Origin of the sequence: Luteimonas sp. 100069, from assembly GCF_003813845.1 — a bacterium.
Taxonomy (GTDB): Bacteria; Pseudomonadota; Gammaproteobacteria; order Xanthomonadales; family Xanthomonadaceae; genus Luteimonas; species Luteimonas chenhongjianii.
On sequence record NZ_RPFN01000002.1, the window covers coordinates 132,041 to 158,300 of the forward strand.

Here is a 26,260-nt window from a genome sequence, read left to right on the forward strand (position 1 = left end):
CATGCTGCGATGGCGCCATTGCGTGACGATCGGACTGGCGATGTTGCTGGTCGCCTGCGGCGTGACATCGGATTCGCAAGATCCGGCCGCGCGCGCCGATGCAGCGCGCCTCGACGTTGTGTTCTCGGCGCAGACGCGCGTCTGGCAGGACAAGCGCCGGGCCGAGCTGGTCTCGCCCGATGGCTGGCTCAGCCTGATCGGTCTGCATCGAATCGAGCTGAAATCACATTTCATCGGGAGCGGTCAGGCGGCCGGTATCCGGCTGTCAATGGGGCCGGAGAAGCTCGGGCTGCTGCAATCGGACGAGGGCGCGTACTGGTTCACGCCGGAGCGCGGCGTTGTCGTCACGCTTGATGACGTGCCGGTGCGTGGTCGCGTGCGCCTGCTGAGCGATGCGGACGCGTCGCCCAGCGCGCTCGGTTTCGACGCCGGCAAGGGCACGCTGTCGATCATCGAGCGTGGCGGCGTCGCCTTCGTGCGCGCGCGACACGAGGATGCGCGCACGCGCACGCGATTCACCGGGCTCGAGTACTGGCCGACGGCGCGCGACTGGCAGGTGGATGCGACCTTCGAACCCGCCCGCGCCGGCGCGACACTGCCGATCGCCAACATCCTGGGAATGATCGAGGACATGCCCACGCCGGGCACGGTGACATTCGAGCGCGATGGCAGCCGCTACGCACTGCAGGCGCTGCAGGGTGACGATGACACCCTGTTCCTCATCTTCGCCGATCGCACCAGCGGTCACGGGAGCTACAGCGCCGGCCGCTATCTCGATGCGCCGCTGCCGGACGACGAGGGCCGGTTGCGGCTCGACTTCAACCGCGCCTACAACCCGCCATGTGCGTTCACCGCGTTCGCGACCTGCCCGTTGCCACCAGCTGGCAATCGGCTGGACCTCGCGGTGTCCGCAGGCGAGAAGGCCTACCGCCCGCCGCCGCCGCCAACACTCGAATGACGCCGCATACCCCGGAGTACCGTTCCCGCATGCGCAGACACGCGCCGCTTCGCTTTGCCCGCCCGTTCGTGCTGCTGGCCTGTCTGTTCGCCGGGGGCGCAGGGCAGGCCGAGTTGCCGCTCGAGGCTCCGCCGATCCTGCTCTCGCCCGTTGTCCTGCCTGCCGACGGCCGTCAGGACGTTCCCGCGATCGGCTATGGCGCGCTCGCGCCAGCACCCGTTCCGCTGCTCTGGCGGGTCGCCGGGGAGCAGGGCGCGCTGTATCTGCTGGGGTCGTTCCACTTCCTCAAGCCCGACGACTATCCGCTGTCCGAAGACGTCGCCGCGGTGATCGCGGGCGCGGGGGAAGTGGTGTTCGAGCTCGCGCCCGAAGAACTGCATTCGCCGACGCTTGGCCTGCAGATGATGCAGGCCGGATTGCGCGCCGACGGAAGCAAGCTCGATGACGAGCTGCCGCCGCAGACCGCGCAGCAACTGCGTGCCTGGGCCGAGGCCAACCCGGCTTCATTGCAGGCCGCCGGCGGCGCCTCGAGCCTGCAGATGTTCGAGCCGTGGTTCGTGTCCCTGCTGGTGACGACCAGCGAGCTCGGCCGTTCCGGCCTGCAGGCGCACCTGGGCATGGACGCGCAGCTCGCCCGTCAGGCGCAGGCCGCCGGCACGCCGACGGCCGGGCTCGAATCGGCCGAGCAGCAGATCGGCTTTCTCGACGGCATGGGCCGGCTGGAGCAGGTGCAGATGCTCCAGGAAGCACTCGAGCAGGTCGGTTCCGGCCCGCAATCGATCGAGGCCCTGCACGCGACCTGGCGCGCGGGTGATGCCGATGCGCTGTGGAACGGGATGGGTCGCGACATGCATGCGCGTTTTCCTGCGCTGTACGCGCGCATCAATACCGAGCGCAACGATGCCTGGCTGCCCAGGCTCGAGCAGATGCTGCAGCAGCCCGGAGACATCCTGATTATCGTCGGTGCGCTGCACCTGCTCGGGCCGGACGGGGTGGTCGAGAAGCTGGCCGCCAAGGGCTATCAGGTGGAGCGAATCTGCACGGCATGTGCGCCGCAGCAGACACCGCCCGTCGGAGCCGGGTCGCCGGACAGCGCGGCGGGTGCTCGCTGAGGGGCTAGGCGGCGACCATCATGATGCAATCCACCGGACAGGCCGGCACGCACAGCCTGCAGCCCGTACACGCATCGACCAGCACCGTGTGCATCAGCTTGGATCCGCCGACGATCGCGTCGACCGGGCAGGCCTGGATGCATTTGGTGCAACCGATGCAGTCCGCTTCAATGACCAGTGCGACCGGCGGCACCGGATGGTACTCGCCGCGCGTACGGTCGAACGGCCTCGGCGCGACGCCCAGCACGCGCGCGAGCGCACGTGCGCCGGCATCGCCGCCGGGTGGGCAGCGATCGACATCCGCCTCGCCGAGCGCCATCGCTTCGGCGTAGGGACGGCAGCCGTCGAATCCGCACTGGCCGCACTGGGTCTGCGGCAGCAGGCGGTCGACGTGCTCGACGGGGCTGGGGGACATGCGCGGAAGATCCCGGTCGGGGTGACGCGCCGCCTCAGCGGACCGGCATACCCGGCTGCGCGGCGGCGTCGGCATCCAGCAAGGCGAGCGCGCCACCGTCGAAGCCGGCCGACAGGATCATGCCTTCGCTGATGCCGAAGCGCATCTTGCGCGGTGCGAGATTGGCGATGAACACCACGTTGCGCCCGACCAGGCGGTCCGGCTCGGCGTAGCTGGCGCGGATGCCGGAGAAGATCTGACGCGTGCCCAGGTCGCCGGCGTCGAGTTCGAAACGCAACAGCTTGTCCGAGCCCTCGACGAATTCACAGACCACGACCTTGCCGATGCGCAGATCGAGCTTCGCGAAATCGTCGATCGAGATGTGCGCAGGCACCCCGGGCTCGGCCGCCTTCGCCGGCGCCGCCGGAACGTCGGCCGGTTTCTTGGGCGTGGCAGGCGCTGCCGGGGCGGCGAGAGTGTCCTTGGAGGCGTCGGTCATGGCGTCAATCTGCTTTGGGTCGATACGGGTGAAGAGCGGGGCATACGGTTGGATCACGTGGCCGAGCAGCGGTGCATCGAGCGCGGACCAGGATTGGGCCGGCGCCGCGAAGAACGCTTCGGCATCACGGGCCACGCGCGGAAGCACCGGCCGCAGCGCAGTGGCCAGCACGCGGAACAGGTTCAGCCCCTGGGTGCACACCGCCTGCAGCTCGGCATCGCTGCCGTCCTGCTTGGCGATCACCCAGGGCTTGCGCTCGTCGATGTAACGGTTCGCCTCGTCGGCGAGCGCCATCACCTGGCGCAGCACGCTGGCCGGTTCGTTGCGCGCATAACTCTGGCGAACCTGCACCAGCGCCTCGACGAAGCGGCCATACATCTCCGGCTCCGGCAGCGCCTCGGCAAGCCGGCCGTCGAAACGCTTGCCGATGAAGCCGGCGCAGCGACTGGCCAGGTTGACCACCTTGCCGACGACATCGCTGTTCACGCGCGCGATGAAATCGCCGAGGTTGAGATCGAGATCGTCGACACCACCGGAGGACTTCGCCGCGAAGTAGTAGCGCAGCGCTTCGGGATCGAGCCCCTGGTCGAGATAGGTGCGCGCCATGACGAACGTGCCGCGCGACTTGGACATCTTGGCGCCGTCGACGGTCAGGTAGCCGTTGACGTGCAATCGCGCGGGTGCGCGCAGGCCGGCGCCGTGCAGCATCGCCGGCCAGAACAGTCCGTGGAAGTTGACGATGTCCTTGCCGATGAAATGGTGCAACTCGGCGCCGCTGTCGGGCGCGAGCCAGGCATCGAAGTCGAGCCCTTCGCGCGTGCACAGGGCCTTGAAGCTGCTGAGATAGCCGATCGGCGCATCCAGCCAGACGTAGAAGAACTTGCCTGGATGGCCGGGGATCTCGAATCCGAAGTAGGGCGCATCGCGCGAGATGTCCCAGGCGCGCAGGCCGCCGTCGCCATCGAGCCACTCGGCGAGCTTCGCCTTGACGCCCGATACCGCGACATCGCCGGACAGCCACTCGCGCAGGAAGCTTTCGAAGTGTCCGAGCTCGAAGAAGAAGTGCTCCGATTCGCGCAGTTCGGGCGTGGCGCCGCTCACGACCGAGACCGGGTCGATCAGGTCACTCGGCGAATAGGTGGCGCCGCAGTGCTCGCAGTTGTCGCCGTACTGGTCCGGAGTGCCGCACTTCGGGCACGTGCCCTTGACGTAGCGGTCGGGCAGGAACATGCCGCGCACCGGATCGAAGAGCTGCGCGACATCCCGGCGTGCGATGTGGCCGCCCGCGTCGAGACGCGCGTAGATGGTTTCGACCATCTCGCGGTTGCCGGCGGAATGGGTGGAGTCGTAGTGATCGAACTCGACGCCGAACGCGGCGAAGTCGCGCTCGTGGCCCGCCTGGATGTCGGCGATGAAGGCTTCCGGCGTGGTGCCGGCCTTCTCCGCAGCCAGCATGATCGGCGTGCCGTGCGTGTCGTCGGCGCAGACGAAATGCGCGGTGTCGCCATCCATGCGCCGGGCCCGCACCCAGATATCGGCCTGGATGTAGCCCACCAGATGGCCGAGGTGAAGCGGGCCGTTGGCGTAGGGCAGTGCGGTGGTGACGAGCAGCTTGCGGGGCATGGGCGTGGGCGTGGTATGCGATGCGGAATTATCGCATCTGCGCTCCGACCGCACCAAAGAAAGAGCCCGGCCGGGGCCGGGCTCTTTCGTCACGCATTGGAACCGGTCAGAACTTGTACGAAGCGCCCAGATACATGAAGCGCCCCACACTGTCGTAGAACGACGAACCGATGTCGGCGCCGAAATAGTTCACCGGCGGCTCCTTGTCGAACACATTGTCCACGCCGAGGTACACCTTGATTCCGGAATCGGGGAAGGTGTAGCCGACCTGGGCATTGTGATAGACGTACGAGCCGTTGCGGATCGGGCTCGACTGGCCCGGGTTGCTCTGGTACGACGCCGGTTCCACGCGCAGGTTGTGGTGCATGTATCGCGCGGTCCACGACACGTTCCACTCGTTGCGGCTGTACGACGTTTCCAGGTTCGCCCGGTAGCGCGGATCGGCGACGTTGGTCACCCACTCGCGGTATTCGGTCGGGAAGTCCTGGAACGCCCATTCGCGCGACTGCAGCAAGCGCGTGCCGACCAGGCGGGTGACCGCGTTGCCGCCCGCCAGCTCGAAGCGGTAGTCGACCTCGAAGTCGATACCCACGCGACGCGACTTGGCCAGATTCTCGTTGAGCGCGATCCAGTCGTAGACGCTGTAGGCGGGGAATGCACGACCCTGGGGATCGTTGTAGCCACCGACCGGCGCACGGAAGATCTGGTCGCAGAAGAAGTTGTTGGTCACGCCGCCGGGCGAGTCGACGCAGCGCGTCGCATTGGTCTGCGCGCTGACCGCACCGATCGCATCGTGCAGCGTGACGCGCCAGTAGTCGACCGAAACGCCCAGGCCGCGGACAAATCCGGGCTGCCAGACCGCGCCGAACGACACCGTATCGGCCGACTCCGGACGCAGGTTGGGGTTGCCGCCACTCAGGCCGGGGCGGTTGGACGTGTAGTCGTCGACCCAGTCGGCCGGAATGCCCAGCGCAGCGCAATTGGCCTGACGCAGAGCGACATCCGCGGCGGTCGACGGCCGGTTGGTGTTGGTGACGCGCGTGTTGCACGGATCGTTGAACGTCGCGAAGTTCTGCGACTGCGGGTTGAACAGTTCGCCGATGCCCGGGGCGCGGACGGCTTTGGCCGTGGTGCCGCGGATACGCAGCGAGGGAACAACTTCCCAGTCGATGCCGATGTTCCAGGTCTTGGTCGAACCGATGGTGTCGTAGTCGGAGTAGCGACCGGCCAGATCCAGCGCGAGCCGCTCCACGCCGGGTACTCCGGCAAGCAGCGGAATCGTCGTCTCGGCGAACACTTCGGTGACGTCGTACTGCCCGCCGCGACTCGCGATGGCGTTGAGGAACGTCAGCCCCTGTGCGGCGAGCGGATCGGTGTTCTCCTGGCTGCGTTCGGTACGGTGCTCGATGCCGCCGGCAAAGCCGACGTCACCCGCAGGCAGCGAAAAGAGCGCGCTGTTCGCGACCGACGCGCTGTAGACCGTCTGTCGCAGCTTCGACTGGTTGAGCGAATCGGTGTTGAACCAGGCTGCCGCCGCAGGGTTGGCGGCCACCGCGCCATCGCCGAACACCGAGAAAGGCACGCAGCCGGCGGTGAGGTCGAGGTTGTACGCCTGGCCCGTGTGGATGTTGATCGCAGTCGGGTCCACCGATACGCGACAGGCGATGTTGCCGTTCGCATCACGGACGGTATCCAGGCCGGCCTGCCAGCGCTCGTTGATACGGTTGTTCAGATTCAGGCGGTTGATCGACGACTCGCCGTAGTTGAACGACGCCTCGTAGCTCCAGCTGTCACCGAAATATCCCTCGACGCCGACAACGACGCGCTTGGTGTCGCGGTCAACCTGCTCGCCCCGTCGACCTGCATCGGCGTTCATGCGGTTGACGCCGAGGAAGCGGTACGTGGTGCCTCCGAGGTTCGTCGACGAGAGCGCGGACGGGTTGGCGGCGAGGAACGCGGCCAGTTCGGGGGTGATGTAGGCGTTGTCGGGCCGGATGCGGATCGGCTGGTCAAACGCGGGCTGCCCGAAGAAGTTCGACTCGGTCTTGCTGTACTTGGCCTCGGCGAACACGCGGTGGTTTTCGGTCAGGTCAAATCCGAAAATCGCGTTGACGCTGGTGCGGTTGAACTCGGGCTCGAGATCCGCGAGCGCGTTGAGGTCGGTGAAATCACAGTCGATGCACGAGGTGGAATTGACCCAGCCGTCGTAGCGGTTGCGGGCGAAGCTGCCATCGGGCCGGAACTGGTAGCGGGTGGTGGGATCGGCCGGGTTGAACGTACCGACGTTGAACGTGCCGCCGTAGGAGATCGAGTGATTGCCGCCGGGTCCCTCAAGGATCGTCTGGGGATTGCGCTCGCTGGACGGCTGGCTCGGATCGAAGTCCGGATTCGGGCGCGACACCTGGTAGCGACGGCCGATCTCCCGGCTCGTGCGGCTGAAACGGTCCTGCTCGCTGCGCTCGATCGAGACCGCAGCAGTGCCGCGGCCATCGGCAAAGTCGCTGCCGGCTGAAATGCTGGCGAATGCACGGCCGAAGTTGCCCTCGCCCGAGCCGCCACGCTGGGCGCGCATCTCGACGCCGTCGAACGACTTCTTGGTGATGAAGTTGACCACGCCCGCCACTGCGTCGGCACCGTAGACCGCGGACGCGCCGCCGGTGATGACTTCGACGCGCTCGATCCACTCGACCGGAATGGTGTTGACGTCGACCGCGGTCGAGCCCGGAGTGGCACCGACGTGGCGCCGACCATTGACCAGCACGAGCGTGCGGGCCGTGCCCATGCCGCGGAGGTCCAGCAGGCCGAGGCCGGCGGTGCCGATGAAGCGCGTGGAGTTGCCCAGCGTGTAGTTGGGGCTCAGCGCCGGCATCTTGGTCATCAGGTCGGCGATGGTGACCGCGCCGGTGGCGCGGATTTCCTCGGCGCTGATGGCTGTGACGGGCGATGGCGTGACGAAGCCTTCGCGCGCGATGCGCGAACCGGTGACAGAGACGCGATCGAGCGTCTGAGGATCATTTGAAGTGGCCTCTTGGGCCCAAGCGGTCGTCGCGGTAGCGAGCAGCGCGGTTGCTATCGACGCGCTCAACGTCGAGGTGTTGCGTACAGTCATTCGAATATGTCCCTGTGTGAACAAAGCCGGCCCAGTTCATGGGTTCTGAGGCGGCCACTTTCTGCTTAACGCAGAGTTAACATTTCTGACATGGGGAGCGATATGAACGCAATGAAACGCGGGCATCGGATCGGCTGGCTTGTTATGCGGAGTCTGGCCTTCCGCTGTTGCGCGTCTGCTGCGTCGATTGACGACAACACCTGGCGGACAGGGGGCAGAAAAAAGGCGCCCCTGCGGGCGCCTTGTTGGTGGTCAGGGGCGTTCTAAGCCATCACGCGTATCAGGTCTCCCGCTGCCACACCTGCTCGCGGCAGATGAAGGCAATGCAGCCCGAGACACCAAGGCGGTTGGCGTCGAGCATCTTCGCCTTCGACTTGTAGGTCTTGCCGTTGGAAGGGTCGAGAATGGTGCCGCCGGCCCACTCGTTGCCGTCGGGCTTGAGATCCCAGAGGATCGTCATGCCGGTGATCGGCTTGTTCCGGCGCTCGCCGCTGCACTTGTCGCAGACCGGGTTCGGGCCGCGGTCGGACTGCAGCACCTCGACGACGCGGCCACTGAGCGTGCCGTTGGTGGCCTGGCTGATCTCCACGATCGATTTCACCTGGCCGGTCTGGTCGTCGATGGTCTTCCAGCGGCCGACCGGACCATCGGCGGCGAACGCCGACGATGAAAGCGCGGCCAGCGGCAGCGCGCACAGCAGTGCAAGTGTGTGGATACGCATGTTCCCTCCCAGGAGTTGGGGCCGACCGAGTGGCGACCGCACACCGGCCTTATATAACGCATCTCGGAAAGGCGCCATTGCAGTGGCCAGTGATGGGCAGGCGATGGTTCAGAGACCTTGGCCGCCGCAGCCCTCCCTCAGATAGGTATCGATGACGCGGAGTTGTTCGGCCATGATCGCGCGCGTCCATGCCGGGCCGTGGCCGTAGTCGGCGAGCTCGTGGTACTCCACGTCCTGCTGCGACTGCTTCGCACTCGAGACAAACCATTGCGACTGCTCGATAGGGACGGTCTGATCGCGGACGCCGTGATAGACCATGATCGGAATCTGGATGTCGGCAGCCTGGCTGAGCGGGCTCAGGCCCTTTACGGTCGGTGCCTGTGCCTGGCGGAAGAACGGATTGGTGTAGAACCTTGACCAGATACGTTCGATGTCCGAGACGCCGGCACCGGCGATCGCGCATTTGTAGAGTCCGTTCGGGCGCACGGCGGCGGCGAAGGCGGAATAGCCGCCGTAGGAGAAACCGAACATCGCGATGCGCCCTTCCAGCGCGATGCCCTGCTGGAGCATCCACTTCGCGCCGTCGTCCTTGTCGTCCTGCATCTTCTGGCCCCATTCGGCGTCGCCGGAGATCCAGAGCTTCCGGCCCCAGCCGTCCGAACCCCGGAACTGCGGCCGCAGGACCGCGTGGCACCGCGATGCCAGCAGTGGCACCCACATCGACCCGTCGAAATCCATCGTGTCGCGTGACCAAGGCCCCCCGTGCGGATGGACGACTGCACTCCAGGGACCGGCGCCACAGAGCCCGGGATCGGGTCGGGTCAGGAACGCTGGAATCTCCAGCCCGTCGCGCGCGGTGTAGTAGACCAGTTCCGTCCTGCCCAGCGCCCTCGGATCGATATCCGGATAGGCCTTCGCGAGCAGCGACAGCTGTCCGTCGCGGAAAAGGTAATGCTCCGGCGGAAGCGAAGGGCCATCGACCACGAGCAGTACCGTCGTGAAGTCCGGGGTGTAGCCGACGATCCGGTACTGCTTCTCGACCGGATACTGGATCGTCGCGCGGGCGCCTGATTCGGGATCCACCAGCTCCATGGGCGTGGCGCCGATTCCGAGCGCCTGTCGCAGTCCGGCATCGAGTGCGCGCATCTGCGGGGCGGTCCATTCGACGTCGTCACCGCGCGGGCCTTCATAGCCCAGTCCGATGATGGCACCGTACCCTTCGCCGGCGCTGCGATACGGGTTGACGATGACGCGGTTCGCGTTGAAGAAGTTGTGCTCGAACAGAACTTCCTTGCGCTGTCGGGCGCGGATGTCGTACTCGTAGACGACGGACTTGTCGCGACCTTCGTTGCTTTCAACAAAGGCGATGTTGGGATCACTGCCGAAGCCGATGATCTGTGTCTGGTCACGGTTCTTGACGTACGAGCGAAAGTGTTCGTCCCAGCTGTTGGTTTCGGGGTTGCGGAACTCCGCAGCGATGTAAGCGCCCACGCTGTCGACATTCGATCTGAGCCGCGCACGCAACTCCCCATCAAGATCCGTCACATAGCCCGCGACGTTCTCGCCCGACATCTGCACCCGGGCCGACGAGTAGTTGCGTAGATCCACCCGGTAGACGTCCGCTGCACTGCTGCCGATGGTGTTCACCACCAGGATGTGGTGCGGATCGTTGGGCAGGCTGTCGAGGACGGACGGGCTGGTTCGGGCCTGAAGCAGTTCCTCCGCACGGCTCTGCGCGCGGGGCAGCGACAGCGGCTCTTTCCACTCTTTGCCCTGGAGGTCGGTGATCATCAGCTTGTTGAGGAATGTCCGTGTGACACGGTCTGTCCTCAGGTCGAACGGTTGCCAGAGGGAAACTGCGAGGCGATCGTTCTTGATGAAAGACACGCCGCCGAACTTCATCCGGTCCGAGCCGATCAGCGTGGGTGGCTGGTCCAGTGCGTCGGTCTTCCAGACCGCGATGGCGCGGTCTTCTCCCATGGCCCGCAACGCGGCGATGTGCCGGCCGTCAGGTGAGAGGGTGAAGCTGGAAAAGGCCGGGAATGCGGCCAGCTGCTCAATGGCCGGCGCGCTCGGCGTCTTGTTTTCGGCATGTGCGGTCTGGACAACGACCAGAGCCGATGCGATCGATACTGCGGTCAGCAAGCGTTTCATGGAATGCCTTCCAGAATTCGGGGTGGCGGGTTGCCGCCAAAAAAAGAGCCGCCACTCGAAGAGTGGCGGCCCGGACCTGTGCCCTGATCAGATCAGAACGACTTGCTCAGATTGAAGAAGAATGTCCTTCCGAGATAGTCGTAGCCACTGTAGAGCGGGGCGTTGCCGATGCGATTGCCCCAGCCTGCAGAGATCATCGGCGGTTCCTTGTCGGCAAGGTTGCGTGCGCCGACCGTGGCCGACCAGTCGTCACCCCGGTACTGGACCGAAAGATTGGACAGGAAGTAGTTGCCGGTCTCGAGGAGATAGAGGGGACGGTAGTCCGTGTCGAAATAGGTCTCGTAGTAATCGTAGTCGTTCGTCGACCCCACCCACTCGAGCCCGTAACGCACCAGCCACTTCTGCACCGAATACGAGAAGTCCACATCACCGGCGTACTGGGGCTGCGCTACCGTTCCCGTGGTGTTGCGCAGCGGGTCGGTCGGGAAGGTACGGCCGGCCTGGGTCAGGTAGTTGGAAAGGCGCGCAGTGGTGCGGAACGAGCCCGGACCGATTTCCCGAACGAAGCGGGCGGTGAAGTCCCAGCCGCGCACCAGGCTTTCCGAGATGTTCACGTAGCCCGAGGTCACCGACATCGTGTTGTTGACGCCGCGGGTCACCAGGCTGCACTGGCCGGCATCGGAATTGAAGTCCGCCGGCTGGCTGTCGTAGCAGAGGTTCATGACATTCTGGCCGGACAGGCGCGCGACACCGTTGTCGACCTTGATGTCGTAGTAATCGGCGGCGAACGACAGATCACCAAACCATTCCGGGAATTCCGGCTGCAGGACGATGCCCGCCGTCACGGCGACGGAGGTCTCGGCGGCCAGGCCGGTCTCGGCACCGCCTTGCGTGATCGAGGTCACGCTGCTGGTCTGCTGGAAGTTCGTCGGCAGGCCTTCACTGGCGCAGTTCTGATAGCGGGCCGAGGTGGGGTTCCGGTTGCCGTACTCGTTGCAGGGGTCTGTAGCCGAGGACAGGAAGCCGCTGGTGGCACCCAGGAACTGTTCGAACAGGGCCGGGGCGCGGAACGACGTGCCGCGGGAGGCGCGTATCGACAACCAGTCGACCGGCGTATAGAGCACGCCGAGCTTCCACGTGGAGTCGTCACCGTAGGAGTCGTAGTCGGTGTAGCGCGCGGACGCATTGAAGGTGAATTCCTGCGCGAACGGCAGATCCGACAGCAGCGGCACCTCGAACTCGATATACGCCTCGCTCACCGAGTCCTTGCCGCGCGTAGGCTGGGATGCGGTAAAGCCGAAGAGGTTGTTGTTGATCGAGTTGATGTCGGGGGTGTCGTCGATTTCCTGACGACGGTGTTCCACGCCCATCGCGGTGCTGACCGTGCCCGCGGGCAGGTCGAACAGTGGACCATTGACGCCGAAGTTGAACGTGGACTCGGTATAGATGGTCTGGCCGCGGGTGTCCTGCATGATGTAGTCACGGTAGGCCTGCGGAAGATCTCCGCCAACCACTGCAGCCGACAACGCAGGCGTGGGGACGCATCCGCCAGAGGGGTCGCGGCACACGAAACCGCCGCGCCCGTCGGATACGACGTCGATACTCCGCGCGATGCGGTCGGTCAGGCGGTTTTCCACCATGTATGCCGAATCAGAGCGCGCATGGCTGTAGTAAGTGTCGTAGCTCCACTCGGTGCCGAGATTGCCGCGCAATCCCCCGGTCGCGCGGAAGAAGTCCACTTCCTGCCAGCTCTTGTATGGGCCCCAGCCGATGAAGGCGCGCACCGACACATTCCTGCCATTGGTGGATCCGTCGGCAGGCGCTGCCAGCCACGCGGGGAGGGTCGAAAGGCTGCCGAGAAGCGGGCTGCCCACGGGATAGTCGAGGCTGTGTTGCAGATAGCCGATCTGCTGCGACTCTCGACGGTGGCCAAGGCCCTCGAAGTAGAGCTCGGCATCGCCCAGGGCATTGAGATCGAAGCCGGCCTGCAGGAAGCCGGTGGTGTTCTTGGTAGGTGAAATCAGCGACTCGCGCAGCATGGCCGGATCGAAGCTGTCACGACCGAAGTAGTCGACCCCTTCGTAACCGGGAAGACCCGTGGTCACGCCGGGGTTCGGGCGCCAGCGATTGAAGATGTTGCCGCTCGCGCCGGTACCGACGCTGCCCAGGCCCGGGACGCCGGCGATGTTGCCCGTGCCGATCGTGTTGATCGTCACGCCGCTGTCGTCGATCGTCCAGCATTTCGGGCGGCCGGTGCGGGGGTCGATGTAGTCGTCCGCGCCATACGAGCCGTCAGCGTTGCGGCCGAGGAGCGGCCGCGGGCAGTCACTGGCCCAGCCGCGCTGGCCGAGGGTGAGTTCCGCGCGCTGATTCATTTCCAGCGAGCCTGACGCATGCCATCGATCGCCTACGGCGCCGGTCATGATGCCGGCGCGCGTTTCGTCGCCACCGCCGTCCTGGGTGAAGTTGCGTTGGAACTCGACCGTGGTGTCATCGACCCGGGTGCGGGTGATGACGTTGACCACGCCGGCAACCGCATCGGAGCCGTAGATCGACGAGGCGCCGTCCTTCAGCACTTCGATCCGCTCGATCATCATGTTCGGCAGCACGTTGAGATCCGCCGAACCCACGGCGCCGCGCGAGCCAGCCGGGGAGACGCGACGTCCGTTGAGCAGGATCAGCGTGCGGGTCGCGCCAAGACCGCGCAGCGACAGCGTGTTCACGCCCGGCCCGCCATTGACGACGAAGCCGCCGTAGGCGTTGTTGATCTGCGAGGAGCCGCCGGTCACCGAGTTGCTCTGGAGCACGCCTGTGGTGGAGCTGAAGCCTGCCAGCGTGGATTCCTCGCGGCTGATCACCTGAACCGGTGAAACCGAGTTGAAGGTGTCGCGCGCAATGCGCGAGCCGGTAACGCTGACGCGATCCAGGGTAGTGGCTGGCGCGGAAGCGGCGGCCTGCGTCTGCTCCGCCGTGGGCGCCGGCTCTTCTTCGTCGTCTGTCGGCGGGGTGCTCTGCGCCGATGCGAGGCCCATGGGCAGCAGCAGGGCTGCGGCGAGCGCCAGATGAAGCGGGTTGCGGCGGGGCCGGACAGGGCCCAGGGTTCGACGTGAGCGCATTTAAATCCCCTTGGTTATCAACCACATATGGTCTAAGTGAACGCAGCGTTAAGCGGTTGTGAACCGATCCTAACACCAATTTCACAACCTTGGTCAAGTTCCGCCTGGGTTCATATGCGCTTTTTCGCCGCATTGCGGTCGTCCCTTCCGGATCCGCTGTCCCGCCCTTCCGTCAGTGGCGCGGTTTAAGCTAATGCGCTCATACGCAGGGCCGCACCCAACGGCGGCGGTGCGCTGGCCTCGGGTAGCGGCCTACCGTGATGCATGTCGTAGATCCCGTGCCTCAACACGGCCTGTGCAGGCTTCGTCCGTCGCTCGAGCTGCTGCCAGTGCGGGGAGCCGATACCGTCGGCCTGCCACCACCACGATCACAAGAAGACTCTGATGCCGCACGCCGCAGCCCGTTCCGTTCAAGCCAACCTGTCTTCCCACCCCCGCATCCGCAACATCATCGCCATCGGTTCCGGCAAGGGCGGGGTCGGCAAATCCACGACCGCGGTGAACCTTGCGCTTGCGCTGGCGGCCGAGGGGGCGAGGGTGGGCGTGCTGGACGCCGACGTGTACGGACCCAGCATTCCGACGATGCTGGGTCTGTCCGGCAAGCCCGACAGCCCGGACGGCAAGTCCATCCTGCCGATGCAGGCGCATGGCATCGAGGCGATGTCGATCGGCCTGCTGGTCGACCAGGACACGCCGATGATCTGGCGTGGACCGATGGCGACGTCCGCGTTGACCCAGCTGCTCAACGACACGTTGTGGGGCGGGGACGAGGCGCTTGATTACCTGCTCGTCGATCTGCCGCCGGGCACCGGCGATATCCAGCTGACGCTTGCGCAGAAGATTCCGGTGGCCGGCGCGGTCATCGTGACCACGCCGCAGGACGTGGCGACGCTGGACGCGCGCAAGGCGCTGCGGATGTTCGAGAAGGTCGAAGTGGCGGTGCTGGGGCTCGTCGAGAACATGGCCCAGCACGTCTGCTCCAATTGCGGCCATGTGGAACACCTGTTCGGCGAGGGCGGTGGCCAGCGCATGGCGGCGCAGTACGGAGTACCGCTGCTGGGCTCGCTGCCGCTTGAGATCGGCATCCGCGCGCAGGGCGATGCCGGCGTGCCGATCGTCGCCGCGATGCCCGCATCGCCCGCCGCGACGGCCTATCGCGCCGCAGCGCGGCGTCTGGTCGAAGAACTCGAGAAGCGCCCGCGCGCGCCGATGTCGATTTCCGCGTCGCTGCTCTGACCCAGCTGCGCCATGGCCAGCCGGGGTGACGTCGGCAGACAGGCCGTGGACAATGACCGGCCAGGCCCAAGGCCGCAGGAACCCCCACGATGAGCATCAAGAGCGACCGCTGGATCCGCCGCATGTCCGAGCAGCCGGGTGGCATGATCGAGCCCTTCGAGCCCGGCCAGATCAAGCAGGACCCGGCCGGCGCGCGCATCGTCAGTTACGGCACATCGAGCTACGGCTACGACGTGCGCTGTTCGCGCGAGTTCAAGGTGTTCACCAACATCAACTCGACGATCGTCGATCCCAAGCACTTCGACCCCAAGAGCTTCGTCGACATCGAGGCGGACGAGTGCATCATCCCGCCGAATTCGTTCGCGCTGGCGCGCACCGTCGAGTACTTCCGCATTCCGCGCGACACGCTGGTGGTATGCCTGGGCAAGAGCACGTACGCCCGCTGCGGGATCATCGTCAACGTCACGCCGCTCGAGCCGGAGTGGGAAGGGCATGTGACCCTGGAGTTCAGCAACACCACGCCGCTGCCGGCGCGCATCTACGCCAACGAAGGCGTGGCGCAGATGCTGTTCTTCCAGTCGGATGCCGATGACGTCTGCGAGACCTCGTACAAGGATCGCGGCGGCAAGTACCAGGGCCAGCGCGGCGTCACCCTGCCGCGCACCTGAGCAACTTTCTTCGCGGGACGCGGCGCCCGGGGTCCCGGCCCGCCGGTGATGCCCGGCCTCAGCCTTGCAGCGCTGCCTGCAGGCTGGCGATCCGTGTGACCAGCTGCTCGGGCGTATAGGGTCTGGCGGCGACCCGGCCCCAGACCGGCGCCGGCCAGGCCGGATCGTCGCGCTCGCGCCCGATCACGTGGACGTGCAGTTGCTCGACCATGTTGCCGAGCGCGGCGATGTTGAGTTTGTAGGGCTGGAACGTGTCGCGCAGCAGGCGCGCGGCGGTGTCGATGTCGTCGGTCAGCGCACGGCGCTGGTCGGGATCGAGATCGATCAGTTCACGGGCGTCGGCGATCCGCGGTACGAGGACCAGCCAGGGGTAGTTGGCGTCGTCCATCAGGCGCAGCTCGCACAGTCCGAGCAGGGCCAGAGGGTGGGTATCCTCCGCCAGTTGCGGGTGCAGGATGTACGGGCCGGCATGGGTCATGGCGTGGGCTCCCGCCGCAGGGCGGCGTCGAGGAAGGCGAGGGTCGCGCGCCGGGCGCTGGTCGCGCTTTGCGCATGGTAGTGGTTCGGGTCGATATCCCGGTTGAAGCCATGGCCGCCCGGGTGCACGCGGACCTCCGCGTCCGGCTGCAGGGTCCTGTGGCGCTCGATGGCTTCCGGAGGGATCGAGGGGTCGTCGGCGCCGAAGTGGAACAGCATCGGCGCCTGCAGGGGCTCCTCGAGGAAGGGCAGGGTCTGTGCGCCGTAGTAGCTCGCCGCCAGCATGCCCAGCCTCGCGTTGGCAAGGAACGCGAGTGTCCCGCCCCAGCAGAAGCCCACGGCGCCTACGCGACGGTGGCCCTGCGCCTGCAGCAGGTCGCGCCCGGCCCGCAGCACGCCGAGCGCACGCTCGGTGCCGAGCGAGGCGACCAGGGCCCGACCCCGGCTCACGCCCTCGGCGTCGTAGCTCAGCTCCACGTTGCGGGCGACGGGGTCGAACACCGCCGGTGCGAGGGCGACATAACCGGCGGCGGCATAGCCGTCGGCGACGCTGCGGATATGCGCGTTGACGCCGAAGATCTCCTGGATGACCAGCAGCGCCCCCCGGGGCGCGGCGCCGTGCGGCGGGTCTGCCCGCCAGGCGTTCACCGGTCCGTAGGGAGTGACGAGGCTGATGTCCCGGCCCATGCGGTTTCCCTGTTCAGGTGAGGGCCCGAGTCTACCGGGAGGCCGGCGCCGATGGTGTGCGGTCGGTCCGGGCGCGGCGCGGCGGTATACTGCGCGGCCCGCGCGTGGGCCTCATGCCGCGCGAACGCGATCCGGAGCCGCTGCAGCGGCCATCTCCCCAAGCAACGGTTCCCCATGTCCGCAGCCAATCCCAAGGTCGGGTTCGTCAGCCTCGGCTGTCCGAAAGCCCTCGTCGATTCCGAACGCATCCTCACCCAGCTCCGGGTCGAGGGCTATGACATCGTGCAGACCTATGACGATGCCGACGTCGTCGTCGTCAACACCTGCGGCTTCATCGATTCGGCAGTGACCGAATCGCTGGATGCGATCGGCGAGGCGATCTCCGAGAACGGCAAGGTGATCGTCACCGGGTGCCTGGGCAAGCGTTCGGAGGTGATCCGCGAGGCGCATCCGGGCGTGCTGTCGATCAGCGGGCCGCAGGACTACGGCTCGGTGATGCGCGCCGTCCACGCCGCGGCGCCGCAGAAGCATGACCCCTTCCTCGATCTGCTGCCGCGCCGCGCGGCAATGGACGACGACGTCGGCATCAAGCTGACGCCCAAGCACTACGCGTACCTGAAGATCTCCGAAGGCTGCAACCATCGCTGCAGCTTCTGCATCATTCCGTCGATGCGCGGCGATCTGGTGTCGCGCCCGGTAGATGACGTGCTGCGCGAGGCCGAAAAGCTCGTGCGCGGCGGGGTGCGCGAGCTGCTGGTGATCTCGCAGGACACCTCAGCCTATGGCGTCGACGTGCGCTATGCCGAGCGCACCTGGCGCGAGCGCCAGTACGCCACGCGGATGAAGGCGCTGTGCGAAGGCCTGTCGGAACTGGGCGTGTGGACGCGGCTGCATTACGTGTACCCGTATCCGCACGTCGACGACATCATCCCGCTGATGACCGAGCGCCACGTCGACGGCATGCCGAAGCTGCTGCCGTATCTGGACGTGCCGCTGCAGCACGCCAGCCCGCGCATCCTCAAACTCATGAAGCGGCCCGGCGCGATCGACAAGACCCGCGAACGCATCGCGCGCTGGCGCGAGATCTGCCCCGAACTGACGATCCGCAGCACCTTCATCGTCGGCTTCCCCGGCGAGACCGAGGACGATTTCCAGCAGTTGCTCGACTTCATGGACGAGGCCCAGCTCGACCGCGTGGGTGCGTTCGCCTATTCGCCGGTCGAAGGCGCGACGGCCAATGCGCTGCCGGACGCGGTGCCCGAGGAAGTGAAGCAGGAGCGTCTCGCGCGCTTCATGGACAAGCAGGCGGAGATCTCCACCGCCCGCCTCGAAGCCAAGGTCGGCACGGTGCAGATGTGCCTGGTCGACATGGTCGACGGCGATCTGGCGATCGCCCGTTCGATGGGCGACGCGCCCGAGATCGACGGCGTGGTGCAGATCCAGGATGGCCGCGAAGCCGATCTGCAGCCGGGCGATTTCGTCGATGTGGAGATCATGGGCAGCGACGAGCACGACCTCTACGGCGAGGTCGCCGAGGTCCACGCGTGAACCGCCTCGCGCTCGTGCTGCTGGCCATGCTGGGCGCGGCCGCCCATGCGCAGGCAGGCGACGGGCTCAGTGGCACCTACCGGCCGGCGGGCGACGGCAATGATGCGTTTCCCGCCGACGCCGAGCTGGTGGTGCGCGCCGAAGGCCGCGGCTGGCTGGCGATGTTCCGCGGCGAGGGGCTGGCGCTGCTGCCGCTCGATCGCCTGGAGCAGGCGGGACTGTTTCCGGATGTCGATCCGCAGGCCCGTCTGCAGTGCGCTTACTCGCGGGCATTCCTGCTGTGCCGGGTGTCGCCCGGCACCGAGTTCCCGCAGCAGAATTTCAGGTCGACGACCGGCTACTTCACCGCGCTGTCCGACGAGCGGATCTTCGAGATGCGTCGTATCGACTGACGGCTCCGCGTTGCAGCGCAGAGTGCGGGCGGGCCCACGCGCTGCATGGCATGGCCCACCGCGTCCGCACCGCGCGAGACCGGGCCGCTCTGGCCGGCTCACCTGCGTGTCGTCGCAGGCTGCGCGCACATGCCGACCGACGTCGGCGACACAGGCGTGGGATGAAGCGCTGGCGCGCGGCCGGCGCAGGGAAGACGCATCACTTCGGGCGCTGCATCCGCCCGATCACTCGCGGGTCGGGGGCGATTCCACCGCGTCCACGTACCGCCAGGCCGCCGCTTCGATCGCATCGAGCGCCGCGATCGCCCACGGCAGCAGGCGACGGCCCTCTTCGCCGGCGTCGTCGCGCATCCGGCCCGAGGCGTTGTAATCGACCAGCGCCTGCCAGTGCGGCAGGCGGGCATCCACCGTCGCCTGCAGTGCCCGCAGCGCGGTATCGGCCTGGGTCGGTGCCCCCGGAGCGGCCAGCGCGACGCGTGCGCGGGCGTGGAAATCGGGTCCGAAATGGTGGGTGTCCGCGCGCGCGCGCCAGAACGCGCCGAGCCGGAACCGTTCGTCGTTGGCCGCGACCGGTCCGCGCGCGCCGCGATCGATCAGGAACCGACGCACGCGATGCGCGAGCTCGGCGTGCGCCCGGGCTTTCGCATCCACACGCACCGTCGCCTCGGCGACCGGTGGCGGCAACGGCGCCTCCTGCATGCAGGCGGGCAGGGTCGCCAGCAGCACCGGCCACAGTGCCCGCGCCAGTCGTGGGCTGCCCGTCGCGGCGGACGCAGCGCCGGCGCGTACCCGCTGCCTGACGCTCATGCCGAGCGGTAGGCGACCGCCACGACCGCGAAGCGCACCGGTCCTGCAGGCAGCTGGGCTTCGAACTCGTCGTCGACGCGTTTCTTCAGCATCGCCCGCGCGAGTGGCGAGTCGATGCTGATCCAGCCCGCCCTGGCGTCGGTCTCGTCGGGTCCAACGATGCGATAGCGCGCCAGCTCGCCGCTGTCGGTGTCCTCCAGCTCGACGTATGCGCCGAAGAAGATCGCGTCTGCATCGCTGGGCACGGTGTCGACCACGCGCAGCGATTCGAGCCGCTTGGACAGATACCGCACGCGCCGGTCGATCTCGCCGAGCTGTTTCTTGCGGTAGGTGTACTCGGCGTTCTCCGAACGGTCGCCTTCGGCTGCGGCCGCAGACAGCGCCCGCACCACCTCGGGCCGGCGCACGCGCCACAGGTCGTCGAGCTCGGTCTTGAGCCGTGCATGCCCCTCGGGCGTGATCAGCGCGGTGCTCGCCGCGGAGGGTGGACGCCAGCGACTCATGGGGCGCTCACCTGACGCGCATCCCGCCGAGCAGGTTGCGGACGATGCGATTGGTGATCGTGCGCACCGCCTGCTTGCCGGCTGCCTGCACGGCGCCCTGGCGGCGGCTGGTGCCGAACAGGAACTCGTTGATCGACCGGCCGACACTACCTTCGGCCTCGGCCTCACGCGCGGTTTGCGCGGGCGGGGTCCTTGCCTGCGCGGCGGCATCCTGGGCGCGGCTGGCGAGCAGTTCCGCCGCCGACTCGCGATTGACCGGGGTGTCGTACTTGCCGGCGATCGGGCTGCCGGCGCGCACACGTGCGCGCTCGTCCGCACTGATGCCACCCATCCGGCAGCGTGGCGGCGCGATCAGCGTGCGTTCGACCGGCATGGGCACGCCCTTGTGCTGGAGGGTCGAGACCAGCGCCTCACCGGTTGCGAGTTGCGAGATCGTCGCGGCGACATCGAGCGCGGGATTCGGCGCGAAGGTCTCGGCCGCCGTGCGCACCGCCTTCTGGTCGCGCGGGGTGTACGCGCGCAGTGCGTGCTGCACGCGATTGCCGAGCTGGCCCAGTACAGCCCCGGGCACGTCGTCGGGGAACTGCGAGCAGAAATACACCCCGACGCCCTTGGAGCGGATCAGGCGCACGACCTGTTCGATGCGCTGCTGGAGTGCACGGGGCGCGTCGTCGAAGAGCAGGTGCGCTTCGTCGAACACGAAGACCAGCTTCGGTCTGTCGAGATCGCCGACTTCCGGCAACGTCTCGAACAGCTCCGACAGCAGCCACAGCAGGAACGTGGAATACAGGCGCGGGCGCAGGACCAGCTGGTCGGCGGCCAGGATGCCGATCACGCCGCGGCCGTCGGTGGTCGTGCGCATGAGGTCCGACAGCTCCAGCGCCGGCTCACCGAAGAAGCGATCGCCGCCGTCCTGTTCCAGCCGCAGCAGCGCGCGCTGGATCGCTGCGACCGATTGCGCGCTGACCAGCCCGTAGCGGGTGGAGATGTCCTTGCGCTCGTCGGCGACCACGCCGAGCAGGGCGCGCAGGTCCGCGAGGTCGAGCAGCAGCAGGCCGCGGTCATCGGCCAGCTTGAACACGATGTCGAGCACGCCGGACTGGGTGTCGTTGAGTTCGAGGATGCGCGATAGCAGCAGTGGCCCGACCTCGCTGACCGTCGTGCGCACCGGATGGCCCAGCTCGCCGTAGAGATCCCAGAACACCACCGGGCTGGCGGCGGGCGCCCAGTCGGGGATGCCGATGTCCAGGGCGCGCGCCTGCAGAGCCTCGCTCGCTGTGCCCGCGACCGCGAGGCCGGCGACATCCCCTTTGACGTCGGCCATGAAGACCGGCACGCCGATCCGCGAGAAGCCTTCGGCCAGCGTCATCAACGTCACGGTCTTGCCGGTGCCGGTCGCACCGGCGACGAGGCCGTGGCGGTTGCCGAGCCCGGGCAACAGGTGCACGGGTCCGTCGTCGGGCGTGGTGACGGCCTTGCCGAGCAGGATCGGATCCATCGCATGCATGTCCTGGCGCCAGGGACAGTGATTCTAGCGACTGTGTCGCAGGTAGCGCTTCGCGCCACGCGCCTTGCCGGGCCGCGAGGGGCAGGGCTACCCTGCGGGCCCTCTTTGCTGGACCCCGGTCACGATGCCAGATTCCGTTTCCACGACGCTGCGCTTCGGCGCGCTCGCGCTCGCGCTGGCCCTGGCCGGCACGGCCACCGACGCGCAGGCGCAGTCGCGCCGCGACCGTGAGGCCGCCGAGGGCCTGACCCAGCGCATGCTCGAGGCCGAGGGCCGCTACCGCCAGGCGCTGGTGCAGCTCGCCAACGACGATCCCGCCGGCATGGATGCGAGCAACGCCGCGCTCGAGGACATGGAAGACGTGATGCTGGCCTGCGAGAAGCAGCGTGCCTGCAGCGTTCCGCAGCTGCTGACCACCTACAAGCGCCTGCTCAAGGCCGACGCCGACGCCCAGGCCGGGCAGGGGCCCGGCGAGGCCGGCATCGACGGACCGGACGGCGGGCTCCCCACCGCCGACGTGCCGGCTGCCGCGAGCGCATCGGCGCTGCTCGCCGAGGACGAGCGCTTCAAGCGCATGGTCCAGCTCAATCCCGCGGTGCAGGCGTCGATCCGGCGCTGGCTCACCGACATGCGCGTGGCGCTGATGACCAGCCACGAGAACTACCAGTACATGCAGCACCTGATGTCGCCGGCGTTCAAGCGCAGCGGCCTTCCGGAGGCGCTGCTGTTCGGCATCCTCGCCAAGGAATCCAACGGTCGCGTGCATGCGCGATCGCGCGCCGGCGCTGCCGGGCCGCTGCAGTTCATGCCGGCGACCGGCCGGCGCTTCGGCCTGGGCCCCGACGGCACCGGCTTCGACACCCGCTACGACCCGCGCCAGGCCGCGGACGCTGCTGCCGTGTATCTCAACGAGCGCTTCGCCCAGCACGGCAACGAGATCGAGTACTGGCTCGCCGGCTACAACGGCGGCGAAGGCCGCGCGCTGCGCGTCTACCGCGAGGCCGCGGGGCGCAGCTTCTGGGATCCGTCGGTCTACAACCAGTTTCCCGCCGAAACCAAGGACTACGTCCCGATGGTGATCGCCGCGGCCTGGCTGTACCTGCATCCGGAGGAATACGGCCTGACCTTCCCGAAGATCGACACGCGTCCGGCCACGTTCACGCTCGAGCGTCCGGCTTCGATCTACGAACTGACGATCTGCCTGGGTAACGGCAATACCCGCGACGGCTACATGCGCGCGCTGCGCAACCTCAACCCGAGCTACGAGGCCGACAGCCTGCTGCCGGTCGGCACCACGCTCGCCGGCACCACGCGGATCGCCAGCCTCTACAAGCGCTGGTGCGTGCGCGGAGAGCGCGCCGATCTGGCCGCAGAGCTCGTCAACAGCGACCCGCGTGCCGCCATCGTGCGCACCGGCGCGATCGAAGTGATGTCGGTGGGGGATACCCCGGCGCCGGCCGCGCTGCCGCCCGCGCCCGCTGCCCCGCGTCCGCCACAGGTTGCGCCTGCCGCAGCGCGCACGCATCGCGTCGCGCGTGGCGAAACCCTCGGCAGCATCGCCCAGCGCTTCGGTTGCGATGTGCCCGCGCTGGCCGGCGCCAACGGCCTCCGGGCGCCGGCGTATACGCTCCGGCTGGGTCAGACGCTGAAGCTGGAGGGGTGCTCGGGCTGAGGGTGAGGGATGGTTGAACACCTCGCCCTGTGGGAGCTCGACGCGCATCGCGCATGGCGCGTCGGGTGAGGGCTGGGGGTTCGCGGGAGAGCCGCAGAAGCACCCTCACCCCAACCCCTCTCCCTGAGGGAGAGGGGCTCGATTTTCCGGAGATGTCGCATGACTGAAACGGCGCAGTACGCCGCTTTCAGTCAGCAGTCCGCATCGCCAGCCGCTGCCCCAGCCGCACCGGCGATTCGGCATGCAGCGACGGCTCGAGTTCGGCGACGCCCTTCGGCAGCAGCACGATGACCGTCGAGCCGTAATTGAAGCGCGCCATTTCCTCGAAACGCTGCAGGGTGATGCCACGGCCGCGCCAGTCCTTGCGCTGGATGCGATCGCCATAGGCGGGGATCTCCTCGCCGCTCCAGACCGTCTCCACGCCCGATACCAGCAGCGCACCGACCATCACCTGCACCATCGGCCCGAAATCGGTGTCGAAGTGGCAGACCAGGCGCTCGTTGCGCGCGAACAGGCGCGGCACGCGGCCGACCGCCGCGGTGCCGACGCTGAAGAGCCGGCCGGGCACGTGCACCGTTTCGCGCAGGGTGCCGGTCCACGGCATGTGCACGCGGTGGTAATCGCGCGGCGACAGATAGACGGTGGCGAAGCTGCCGTCGAGATACGGCGCCGCGTCCGCTTCGTCGCCCAGCAGTTCGGCGACCGTGAACGACTGGCCCTTGGCCTGGAAGATGCGCCCGGCCTCGATCGCACCGCACTGGCTGATGTGGCCGTCGGCCGGCATCACCAGCGCGCGCGGATCGGGATCGGGCACGCGCGCGCCCTCGCGCAGGGCACGGGTGAAGAAGGCATTGAAGCTGGCGTACGACGCCGGATCGGGGTTCGCAGCCTCCGACAGGTCCACGCCGAACCGGCGCACGACGGTATCGATCAGCCAGCGTCGGGTGCGGGGATCCTGCGAATACGCCAGGCGCCGTGCCAGCGAGGACAGCAGGCGGTGCGGCAGTACGTAGGTCAGGGTCGTGACGAAGCTCATGGGCGATGCTCGTTGGTCAGGCGCAGCAGGTCGGCGGCAATGGCGTCCGGGTCGGGCGTCTCCGCACCGAGCAGGCGGCCCGAGACGACGCCGGCCATGCGGCCCTGCGGGTCGAGCACGGCCAGCGACGCACTGTGGTCGATCGTGTAGGGGCCGTCGGGCATGTCCGGGTCCAGCGGCACCTTCGCAAATACCATGGACAGCGAACGCGTGAAGGCTTCCAGCGACGGGATATCGGCCGTCGCTGCCAGGGTGTCGCGGTGGAAGGCGTGGGCGTATTCGCCGAGGCGCTCGGGTGTGTCGCGCTCGGGGTCGACGGAGACGAACAGCACGCGCGGGCGGGTGGAGGCCGGCAGCGCTTCCCACTGGCGCTGGGCGCGGGCGAGATGCGTCAGCGTCATCGGGCACACGTCGGGACAGTGGGTGAAGCCGATGAAGACCAGCGTCCAGTGACCGGCGAGCTCGCCCGGCAGCAACTGGGTGCCGTCCGACTGCTGCAGGGCGAAATCCGGCAGCGGGCGCGGCTGCGGATACAGCTGCACCGCCTGGAGCTGGACCGCTGGCGCGGCTGCGGGCGCGGCGAAGTAGCGCTGCGCGGCCAGCAGGCCGAGACCGCCGGCAAGCGCGACGCAGAGGATGATGAGTGTGGTCCGGTTGAACATGGCAGGTCCGTTTCGAGCGCCGGCCATGATACCCGCCGCGTTCGTGCCGGCTCCGGCTGGCCGGTGACCTATAATCCGTGGCCATCAAGCGTTCCCGAGCTCCACGCGCCATGACCGAAGAACTGCAGACCATCGTCGACCTGATCCGCTATGGCGCCAGCCGTTTCAACGCCGCGGGCCTGACCTTCGGCCACAGCTACGACAACGCGATCGACGAAGCCACCCAACTCACCCTGCATGCACTGCATCTGCCGCACGACCTGAGCCCGGTCTATGGCCAGTCGCGGGTCACGCTGGCCGAGAAGGAAGACGTGCTCGGCTTGTTCATCCGCCGCATCGAGGAGCGGGTGCCGGCCGCGTACCTGACCGGCGAGGCCTGGTTCGCCGGCCTGAGCTTCAAGTCCGACAAGCGCGCGCTGGTGCCGCGCTCGCCGATCGCCGAGCTGATCATGAGTGGCTTCGAGCCCTGGCTCGGTGGCCGCGAGGTGCGCCGCGCCCTGGACCTGTGCACCGGCTCGGGCTGTATCGCCATCGCCATGGCGCACCACAATCCCGACTGGCACGTCGACGGCGTCGATCTCAGCGACGACGCCCTGAGCCTCGCCAGGGAGAACGAGCAGCGTCTGGAAGTGCGCAATACCCGCTTTCTCAAGTCCGATCTGTTCGACGGCCTGCAGGGCGAGCACTACGACCTGATCGTCACCAATCCCCCCTACGTCACCAACGACGAGACCGACGCCCTGCCGCGGGAGTACTCCTACGAGCCCGAGATGGGGCTGCGCGCGGGCGACGATGGCCTCGATCTGGTCCTCAAGATCCTGCGCGACGCGCCGCTGCACCTGACCGAGGACGGCCTGCTGATCTGCGAGGTCGGCGAGTCCGAGCAGCACCTGGTCAAGCTGTTGCCGGAACTGCCGCTGATGTGGATCGAGTTCCAGGTCGGGCAGATGGGGATCTTCGTGGTCGAACGCCACGACCTGGTGACCCACAACCCGCGGATCACCCAGCTCGCCGCCGAGCGCGAGGCCAAGGCCGCCGCCCCGGTGGCGGCGACGGGCAGCGGGGCAGCGGCGCTGTTCTGATCGCGCTGTTCTGATCGGCCCGTGCGCCGCGCCGTCCGCGCGGGCAGCGTGGTGGTAGGCGCAATCAGCGGCGTGCCCCGGAGCCGCATCAGCATGCTGCGTGGTCCGCCGCGCCGATCCCGATCGCCCGGGAGTGCCCGGCTGGTCGCGCATGACGTGACGATGTGATGCCCGGGCGTCGGCCGGCCGTGGCCGGCGCCTCCGGCCGCCGCCAGGGCTGCCGATGGCCATGCCGCCACGCGGCCCTCTCCGCGTTAAGCTTGCCGGCCGCGTTTCCCTCCTGCGCCCCTTCGGCGC

At 67.6% G+C, this 26,260-nt stretch carries 21 protein-coding genes; 8 read left to right on the forward strand and 13 right to left on the reverse strand.

Features of this window, described 5'->3' with window-relative positions:
• The first annotated feature begins 1 nt into the window (after window position 1).
• Window positions 2-958, forward strand: a complete 957-nt coding sequence (locus EGK76_RS07105) for a DUF1684 domain-containing protein (protein WP_123832138.1) — start codon at window positions 2-4, stop codon at window positions 956-958.
• 29 nt (window positions 959-987) lie between these two features.
• Window positions 988-2,070 carry a TraB/GumN family protein gene (locus EGK76_RS07110; protein ID WP_158613461.1) on the forward strand — a complete coding sequence of 361 codons (1,083 nt, stop codon included), beginning with the start codon at window positions 988-990 and terminating at the stop codon, window positions 2,068-2,070.
• 4 nt (window positions 2,071-2,074) lie between these two features.
• Here the strand turns inward: EGK76_RS07110 and rnfB are convergent, their stop codons facing one another.
• The 6 genes from rnfB to EGK76_RS07140 all read right to left on the reverse strand — a co-directional run bounded on the left by rnfB (window position 2,075) and on the right by EGK76_RS07140 (window position 13,686).
• Complete coding sequence (rnfB, locus tag EGK76_RS07115; RefSeq protein ID WP_123832140.1) at window positions 2,075-2,485, reverse strand: Rnf electron transport complex subunit RnfB; 411 nt, start codon at window positions 2,483-2,485, stop codon at window positions 2,075-2,077.
• A gap of 34 nt (window positions 2,486-2,519) precedes the next feature.
• A complete protein-coding gene (gene metG / locus EGK76_RS07120; RefSeq protein WP_123832141.1) occupies window positions 2,520-4,586 on the reverse strand; it encodes a methionine--tRNA ligase in 2,067 nt (688 codons plus the stop codon).
• A 106-nt stretch (window positions 4,587-4,692) separates the two neighbouring features.
• Window positions 4,693-7,695: a TonB-dependent receptor gene (locus EGK76_RS07125; protein WP_123832142.1), complete on the reverse strand. Its 3,003-nt coding sequence runs from the start codon at window positions 7,693-7,695 to the stop codon at window positions 4,693-4,695.
• Window positions 7,696-7,975: 280 nt separating this feature from the next.
• A complete protein-coding gene (locus EGK76_RS07130) occupies window positions 7,976-8,416 on the reverse strand; it encodes a DUF2147 domain-containing protein (protein ID WP_123832143.1) in 441 nt (146 codons plus the stop codon).
• Between the two features lie 108 nt (window positions 8,417-8,524).
• The gene (locus tag EGK76_RS07135) at window positions 8,525-10,570 is read right to left on the reverse strand and encodes a prolyl oligopeptidase family serine peptidase (RefSeq protein ID WP_123832144.1); all 2,046 of its coding nucleotides are present in this window, start codon (window positions 10,568-10,570) and stop codon (window positions 8,525-8,527) included.
• Between the two features lie 92 nt (window positions 10,571-10,662).
• Complete coding sequence (locus EGK76_RS07140; RefSeq protein WP_123832145.1) at window positions 10,663-13,686, reverse strand: TonB-dependent receptor; 3,024 nt, start codon at window positions 13,684-13,686, stop codon at window positions 10,663-10,665.
• A gap of 384 nt (window positions 13,687-14,070) precedes the next feature.
• On the opposite strand from EGK76_RS07140, the gene apbC reads away from it, so the two are divergent.
• The gene (apbC, locus tag EGK76_RS07145; RefSeq protein WP_123832146.1) at window positions 14,071-14,922 is read left to right on the forward strand and encodes an iron-sulfur cluster carrier protein ApbC; all 852 of its coding nucleotides are present in this window, start codon (window positions 14,071-14,073) and stop codon (window positions 14,920-14,922) included.
• 89 nt (window positions 14,923-15,011) lie between these two features.
• Entirely contained in the window at window positions 15,012-15,590 is a 579-nt protein-coding gene (dcd, locus tag EGK76_RS07150) for a dCTP deaminase (protein ID WP_096297520.1), read from the forward strand.
• Window positions 15,591-15,648: 58 nt separating this feature from the next.
• Here dcd and EGK76_RS07155 read toward each other — a convergent pair whose 3' ends face one another.
• Together EGK76_RS07155 and EGK76_RS07160 are read right to left on the reverse strand one after the other, a co-directional pair.
• Window positions 15,649-16,068 carry an HIT family protein gene (locus EGK76_RS07155; protein WP_123832147.1) on the reverse strand — a complete coding sequence of 140 codons (420 nt, stop codon included), beginning with the start codon at window positions 16,066-16,068 and terminating at the stop codon, window positions 15,649-15,651.
• Complete coding sequence (locus EGK76_RS07160) at window positions 16,065-16,754, reverse strand: dienelactone hydrolase family protein (protein WP_123832148.1); 690 nt, start codon at window positions 16,752-16,754, stop codon at window positions 16,065-16,067. The genes EGK76_RS07155 and EGK76_RS07160 overlap by 4 nt, the downstream gene beginning before the upstream one ends.
• 174 nt (window positions 16,755-16,928) lie before the next feature.
• Here EGK76_RS07160 and rimO point away from each other — a divergent pair, with 174 nt between their 5' ends.
• Both rimO and EGK76_RS07170 read left to right on the forward strand, forming a co-directional pair.
• Window positions 16,929-18,302: a 30S ribosomal protein S12 methylthiotransferase RimO gene (gene rimO, locus EGK76_RS07165; protein WP_123832149.1), complete on the forward strand. Its 1,374-nt coding sequence runs from the start codon at window positions 16,929-16,931 to the stop codon at window positions 18,300-18,302.
• Entirely contained in the window at window positions 18,299-18,694 is a 396-nt protein-coding gene (locus tag EGK76_RS07170; RefSeq protein WP_123832150.1) for a hypothetical protein, read from the forward strand. Before rimO ends, EGK76_RS07170 begins: the two co-directional genes overlap by 4 nt.
• A 225-nt stretch (window positions 18,695-18,919) precedes the next feature.
• On the opposite strand, the gene EGK76_RS07175 is transcribed toward EGK76_RS07170, so the two are convergent.
• From EGK76_RS07175 to EGK76_RS07185, 3 genes are read right to left on the reverse strand one after another with little or no spacing between them, the layout of a single operon-like run.
• Window positions 18,920-19,501 carry a hypothetical protein gene (locus tag EGK76_RS07175; RefSeq protein WP_123832151.1) on the reverse strand — a complete coding sequence of 194 codons (582 nt, stop codon included), beginning with the start codon at window positions 19,499-19,501 and terminating at the stop codon, window positions 18,920-18,922.
• Window positions 19,498-20,004, reverse strand: a complete 507-nt coding sequence (greB, locus tag EGK76_RS07180; RefSeq protein ID WP_123832152.1) for a transcription elongation factor GreB — start codon at window positions 20,002-20,004, stop codon at window positions 19,498-19,500. Before greB ends, EGK76_RS07175 begins: the two co-directional genes overlap by 4 nt.
• 7 nt (window positions 20,005-20,011) lie before the next feature.
• Window positions 20,012-21,502: a helicase HerA-like domain-containing protein gene (locus EGK76_RS07185; RefSeq protein WP_123832153.1), complete on the reverse strand. Its 1,491-nt coding sequence runs from the start codon at window positions 21,500-21,502 to the stop codon at window positions 20,012-20,014.
• Between the two features lie 133 nt (window positions 21,503-21,635).
• On the opposite strand from EGK76_RS07185, the gene EGK76_RS07190 reads away from it, so the two are divergent.
• Window positions 21,636-23,183, forward strand: a complete 1,548-nt coding sequence (locus EGK76_RS07190) for a transglycosylase SLT domain-containing protein (protein ID WP_123832154.1) — start codon at window positions 21,636-21,638, stop codon at window positions 23,181-23,183.
• Between the two features lie 187 nt (window positions 23,184-23,370).
• Here EGK76_RS07190 and asd read toward each other — a convergent pair whose 3' ends face one another.
• Together asd and EGK76_RS07200 are read right to left on the reverse strand one after the other, a co-directional pair.
• Window positions 23,371-24,219 (reverse strand): archaetidylserine decarboxylase, encoded by an 849-nt coding sequence (asd, locus tag EGK76_RS07195; RefSeq protein ID WP_096297528.1) that lies wholly within the window; start codon window positions 24,217-24,219, stop codon window positions 23,371-23,373.
• Window positions 24,216-24,881 carry an SCO family protein gene (locus EGK76_RS07200; RefSeq protein WP_123832155.1) on the reverse strand — a complete coding sequence of 222 codons (666 nt, stop codon included), beginning with the start codon at window positions 24,879-24,881 and terminating at the stop codon, window positions 24,216-24,218. Before EGK76_RS07200 ends, asd begins: the two co-directional genes overlap by 4 nt.
• Before the next feature lie 110 nt (window positions 24,882-24,991).
• Here EGK76_RS07200 and prmB point away from each other — a divergent pair, with 110 nt between their 5' ends.
• On the forward strand, window positions 24,992-25,963 hold the full coding sequence (prmB, locus tag EGK76_RS07205; protein ID WP_096297530.1) for a 50S ribosomal protein L3 N(5)-glutamine methyltransferase: 972 nt from the start codon (window positions 24,992-24,994) through the stop codon (window positions 25,961-25,963).
• The last annotated feature ends 297 nt before the right edge of the window (window positions 25,964-26,260 follow it).

Excerpts from the sequence above, each read along its gene's own strand:
- EGK76_RS07105 (WP_123832138.1), top strand. The coding sequence starts at position 2 with ATGCTGCGATGGCGCCATTGCGTGACGATCGGACTGGCGATGTTGCTG.
- EGK76_RS07110 (WP_158613461.1), top strand. The coding sequence starts at position 988 with ATGCGCAGACACGCGCCGCTTCGCTTTGCCCGCCCGTTCGTGCTGCTG.
- rnfB (WP_123832140.1), bottom strand. The coding sequence starts at position 2,485 with ATGTCCCCCAGCCCCGTCGAGCACGTCGACCGCCTGCTGCCGCAGACC.
- metG (WP_123832141.1), bottom strand. The coding sequence starts at position 4,586 with ATGCCCCGCAAGCTGCTCGTCACCACCGCACTGCCCTACGCCAACGGC.
- EGK76_RS07125 (WP_123832142.1), bottom strand. The coding sequence starts at position 7,695 with ATGACTGTACGCAACACCTCGACGTTGAGCGCGTCGATAGCAACCGCG.
- EGK76_RS07130 (WP_123832143.1), bottom strand. The coding sequence starts at position 8,416 with ATGCGTATCCACACACTTGCACTGCTGTGCGCGCTGCCGCTGGCCGCG.
- EGK76_RS07135 (WP_123832144.1), bottom strand. The coding sequence starts at position 10,570 with ATGAAACGCTTGCTGACCGCAGTATCGATCGCATCGGCTCTGGTCGTT.
- EGK76_RS07140 (WP_123832145.1), bottom strand. The coding sequence starts at position 13,686 with ATGCGCTCACGTCGAACCCTGGGCCCTGTCCGGCCCCGCCGCAACCCG.
- apbC (WP_123832146.1), top strand. The coding sequence starts at position 14,071 with ATGCCGCACGCCGCAGCCCGTTCCGTTCAAGCCAACCTGTCTTCCCAC.
- dcd (WP_096297520.1), top strand. The coding sequence starts at position 15,012 with ATGAGCATCAAGAGCGACCGCTGGATCCGCCGCATGTCCGAGCAGCCG.
- EGK76_RS07155 (WP_123832147.1), bottom strand. The coding sequence starts at position 16,068 with ATGACCCATGCCGGCCCGTACATCCTGCACCCGCAACTGGCGGAGGAT.
- EGK76_RS07160 (WP_123832148.1), bottom strand. The coding sequence starts at position 16,754 with ATGGGCCGGGACATCAGCCTCGTCACTCCCTACGGACCGGTGAACGCC.
- rimO (WP_123832149.1), top strand. The coding sequence starts at position 16,929 with ATGTCCGCAGCCAATCCCAAGGTCGGGTTCGTCAGCCTCGGCTGTCCG.
- EGK76_RS07175 (WP_123832151.1), bottom strand. The coding sequence starts at position 19,501 with ATGAGCGTCAGGCAGCGGGTACGCGCCGGCGCTGCGTCCGCCGCGACG.
- greB (WP_123832152.1), bottom strand. The coding sequence starts at position 20,004 with ATGAGTCGCTGGCGTCCACCCTCCGCGGCGAGCACCGCGCTGATCACG.
- EGK76_RS07185 (WP_123832153.1), bottom strand. The coding sequence starts at position 21,502 with ATGGATCCGATCCTGCTCGGCAAGGCCGTCACCACGCCCGACGACGGA.
- EGK76_RS07190 (WP_123832154.1), top strand. The coding sequence starts at position 21,636 with ATGCCAGATTCCGTTTCCACGACGCTGCGCTTCGGCGCGCTCGCGCTC.
- asd (WP_096297528.1), bottom strand. The coding sequence starts at position 24,219 with ATGAGCTTCGTCACGACCCTGACCTACGTACTGCCGCACCGCCTGCTG.
- EGK76_RS07200 (WP_123832155.1), bottom strand. The coding sequence starts at position 24,881 with ATGTTCAACCGGACCACACTCATCATCCTCTGCGTCGCGCTTGCCGGC.
- prmB (WP_096297530.1), top strand. The coding sequence starts at position 24,992 with ATGACCGAAGAACTGCAGACCATCGTCGACCTGATCCGCTATGGCGCC.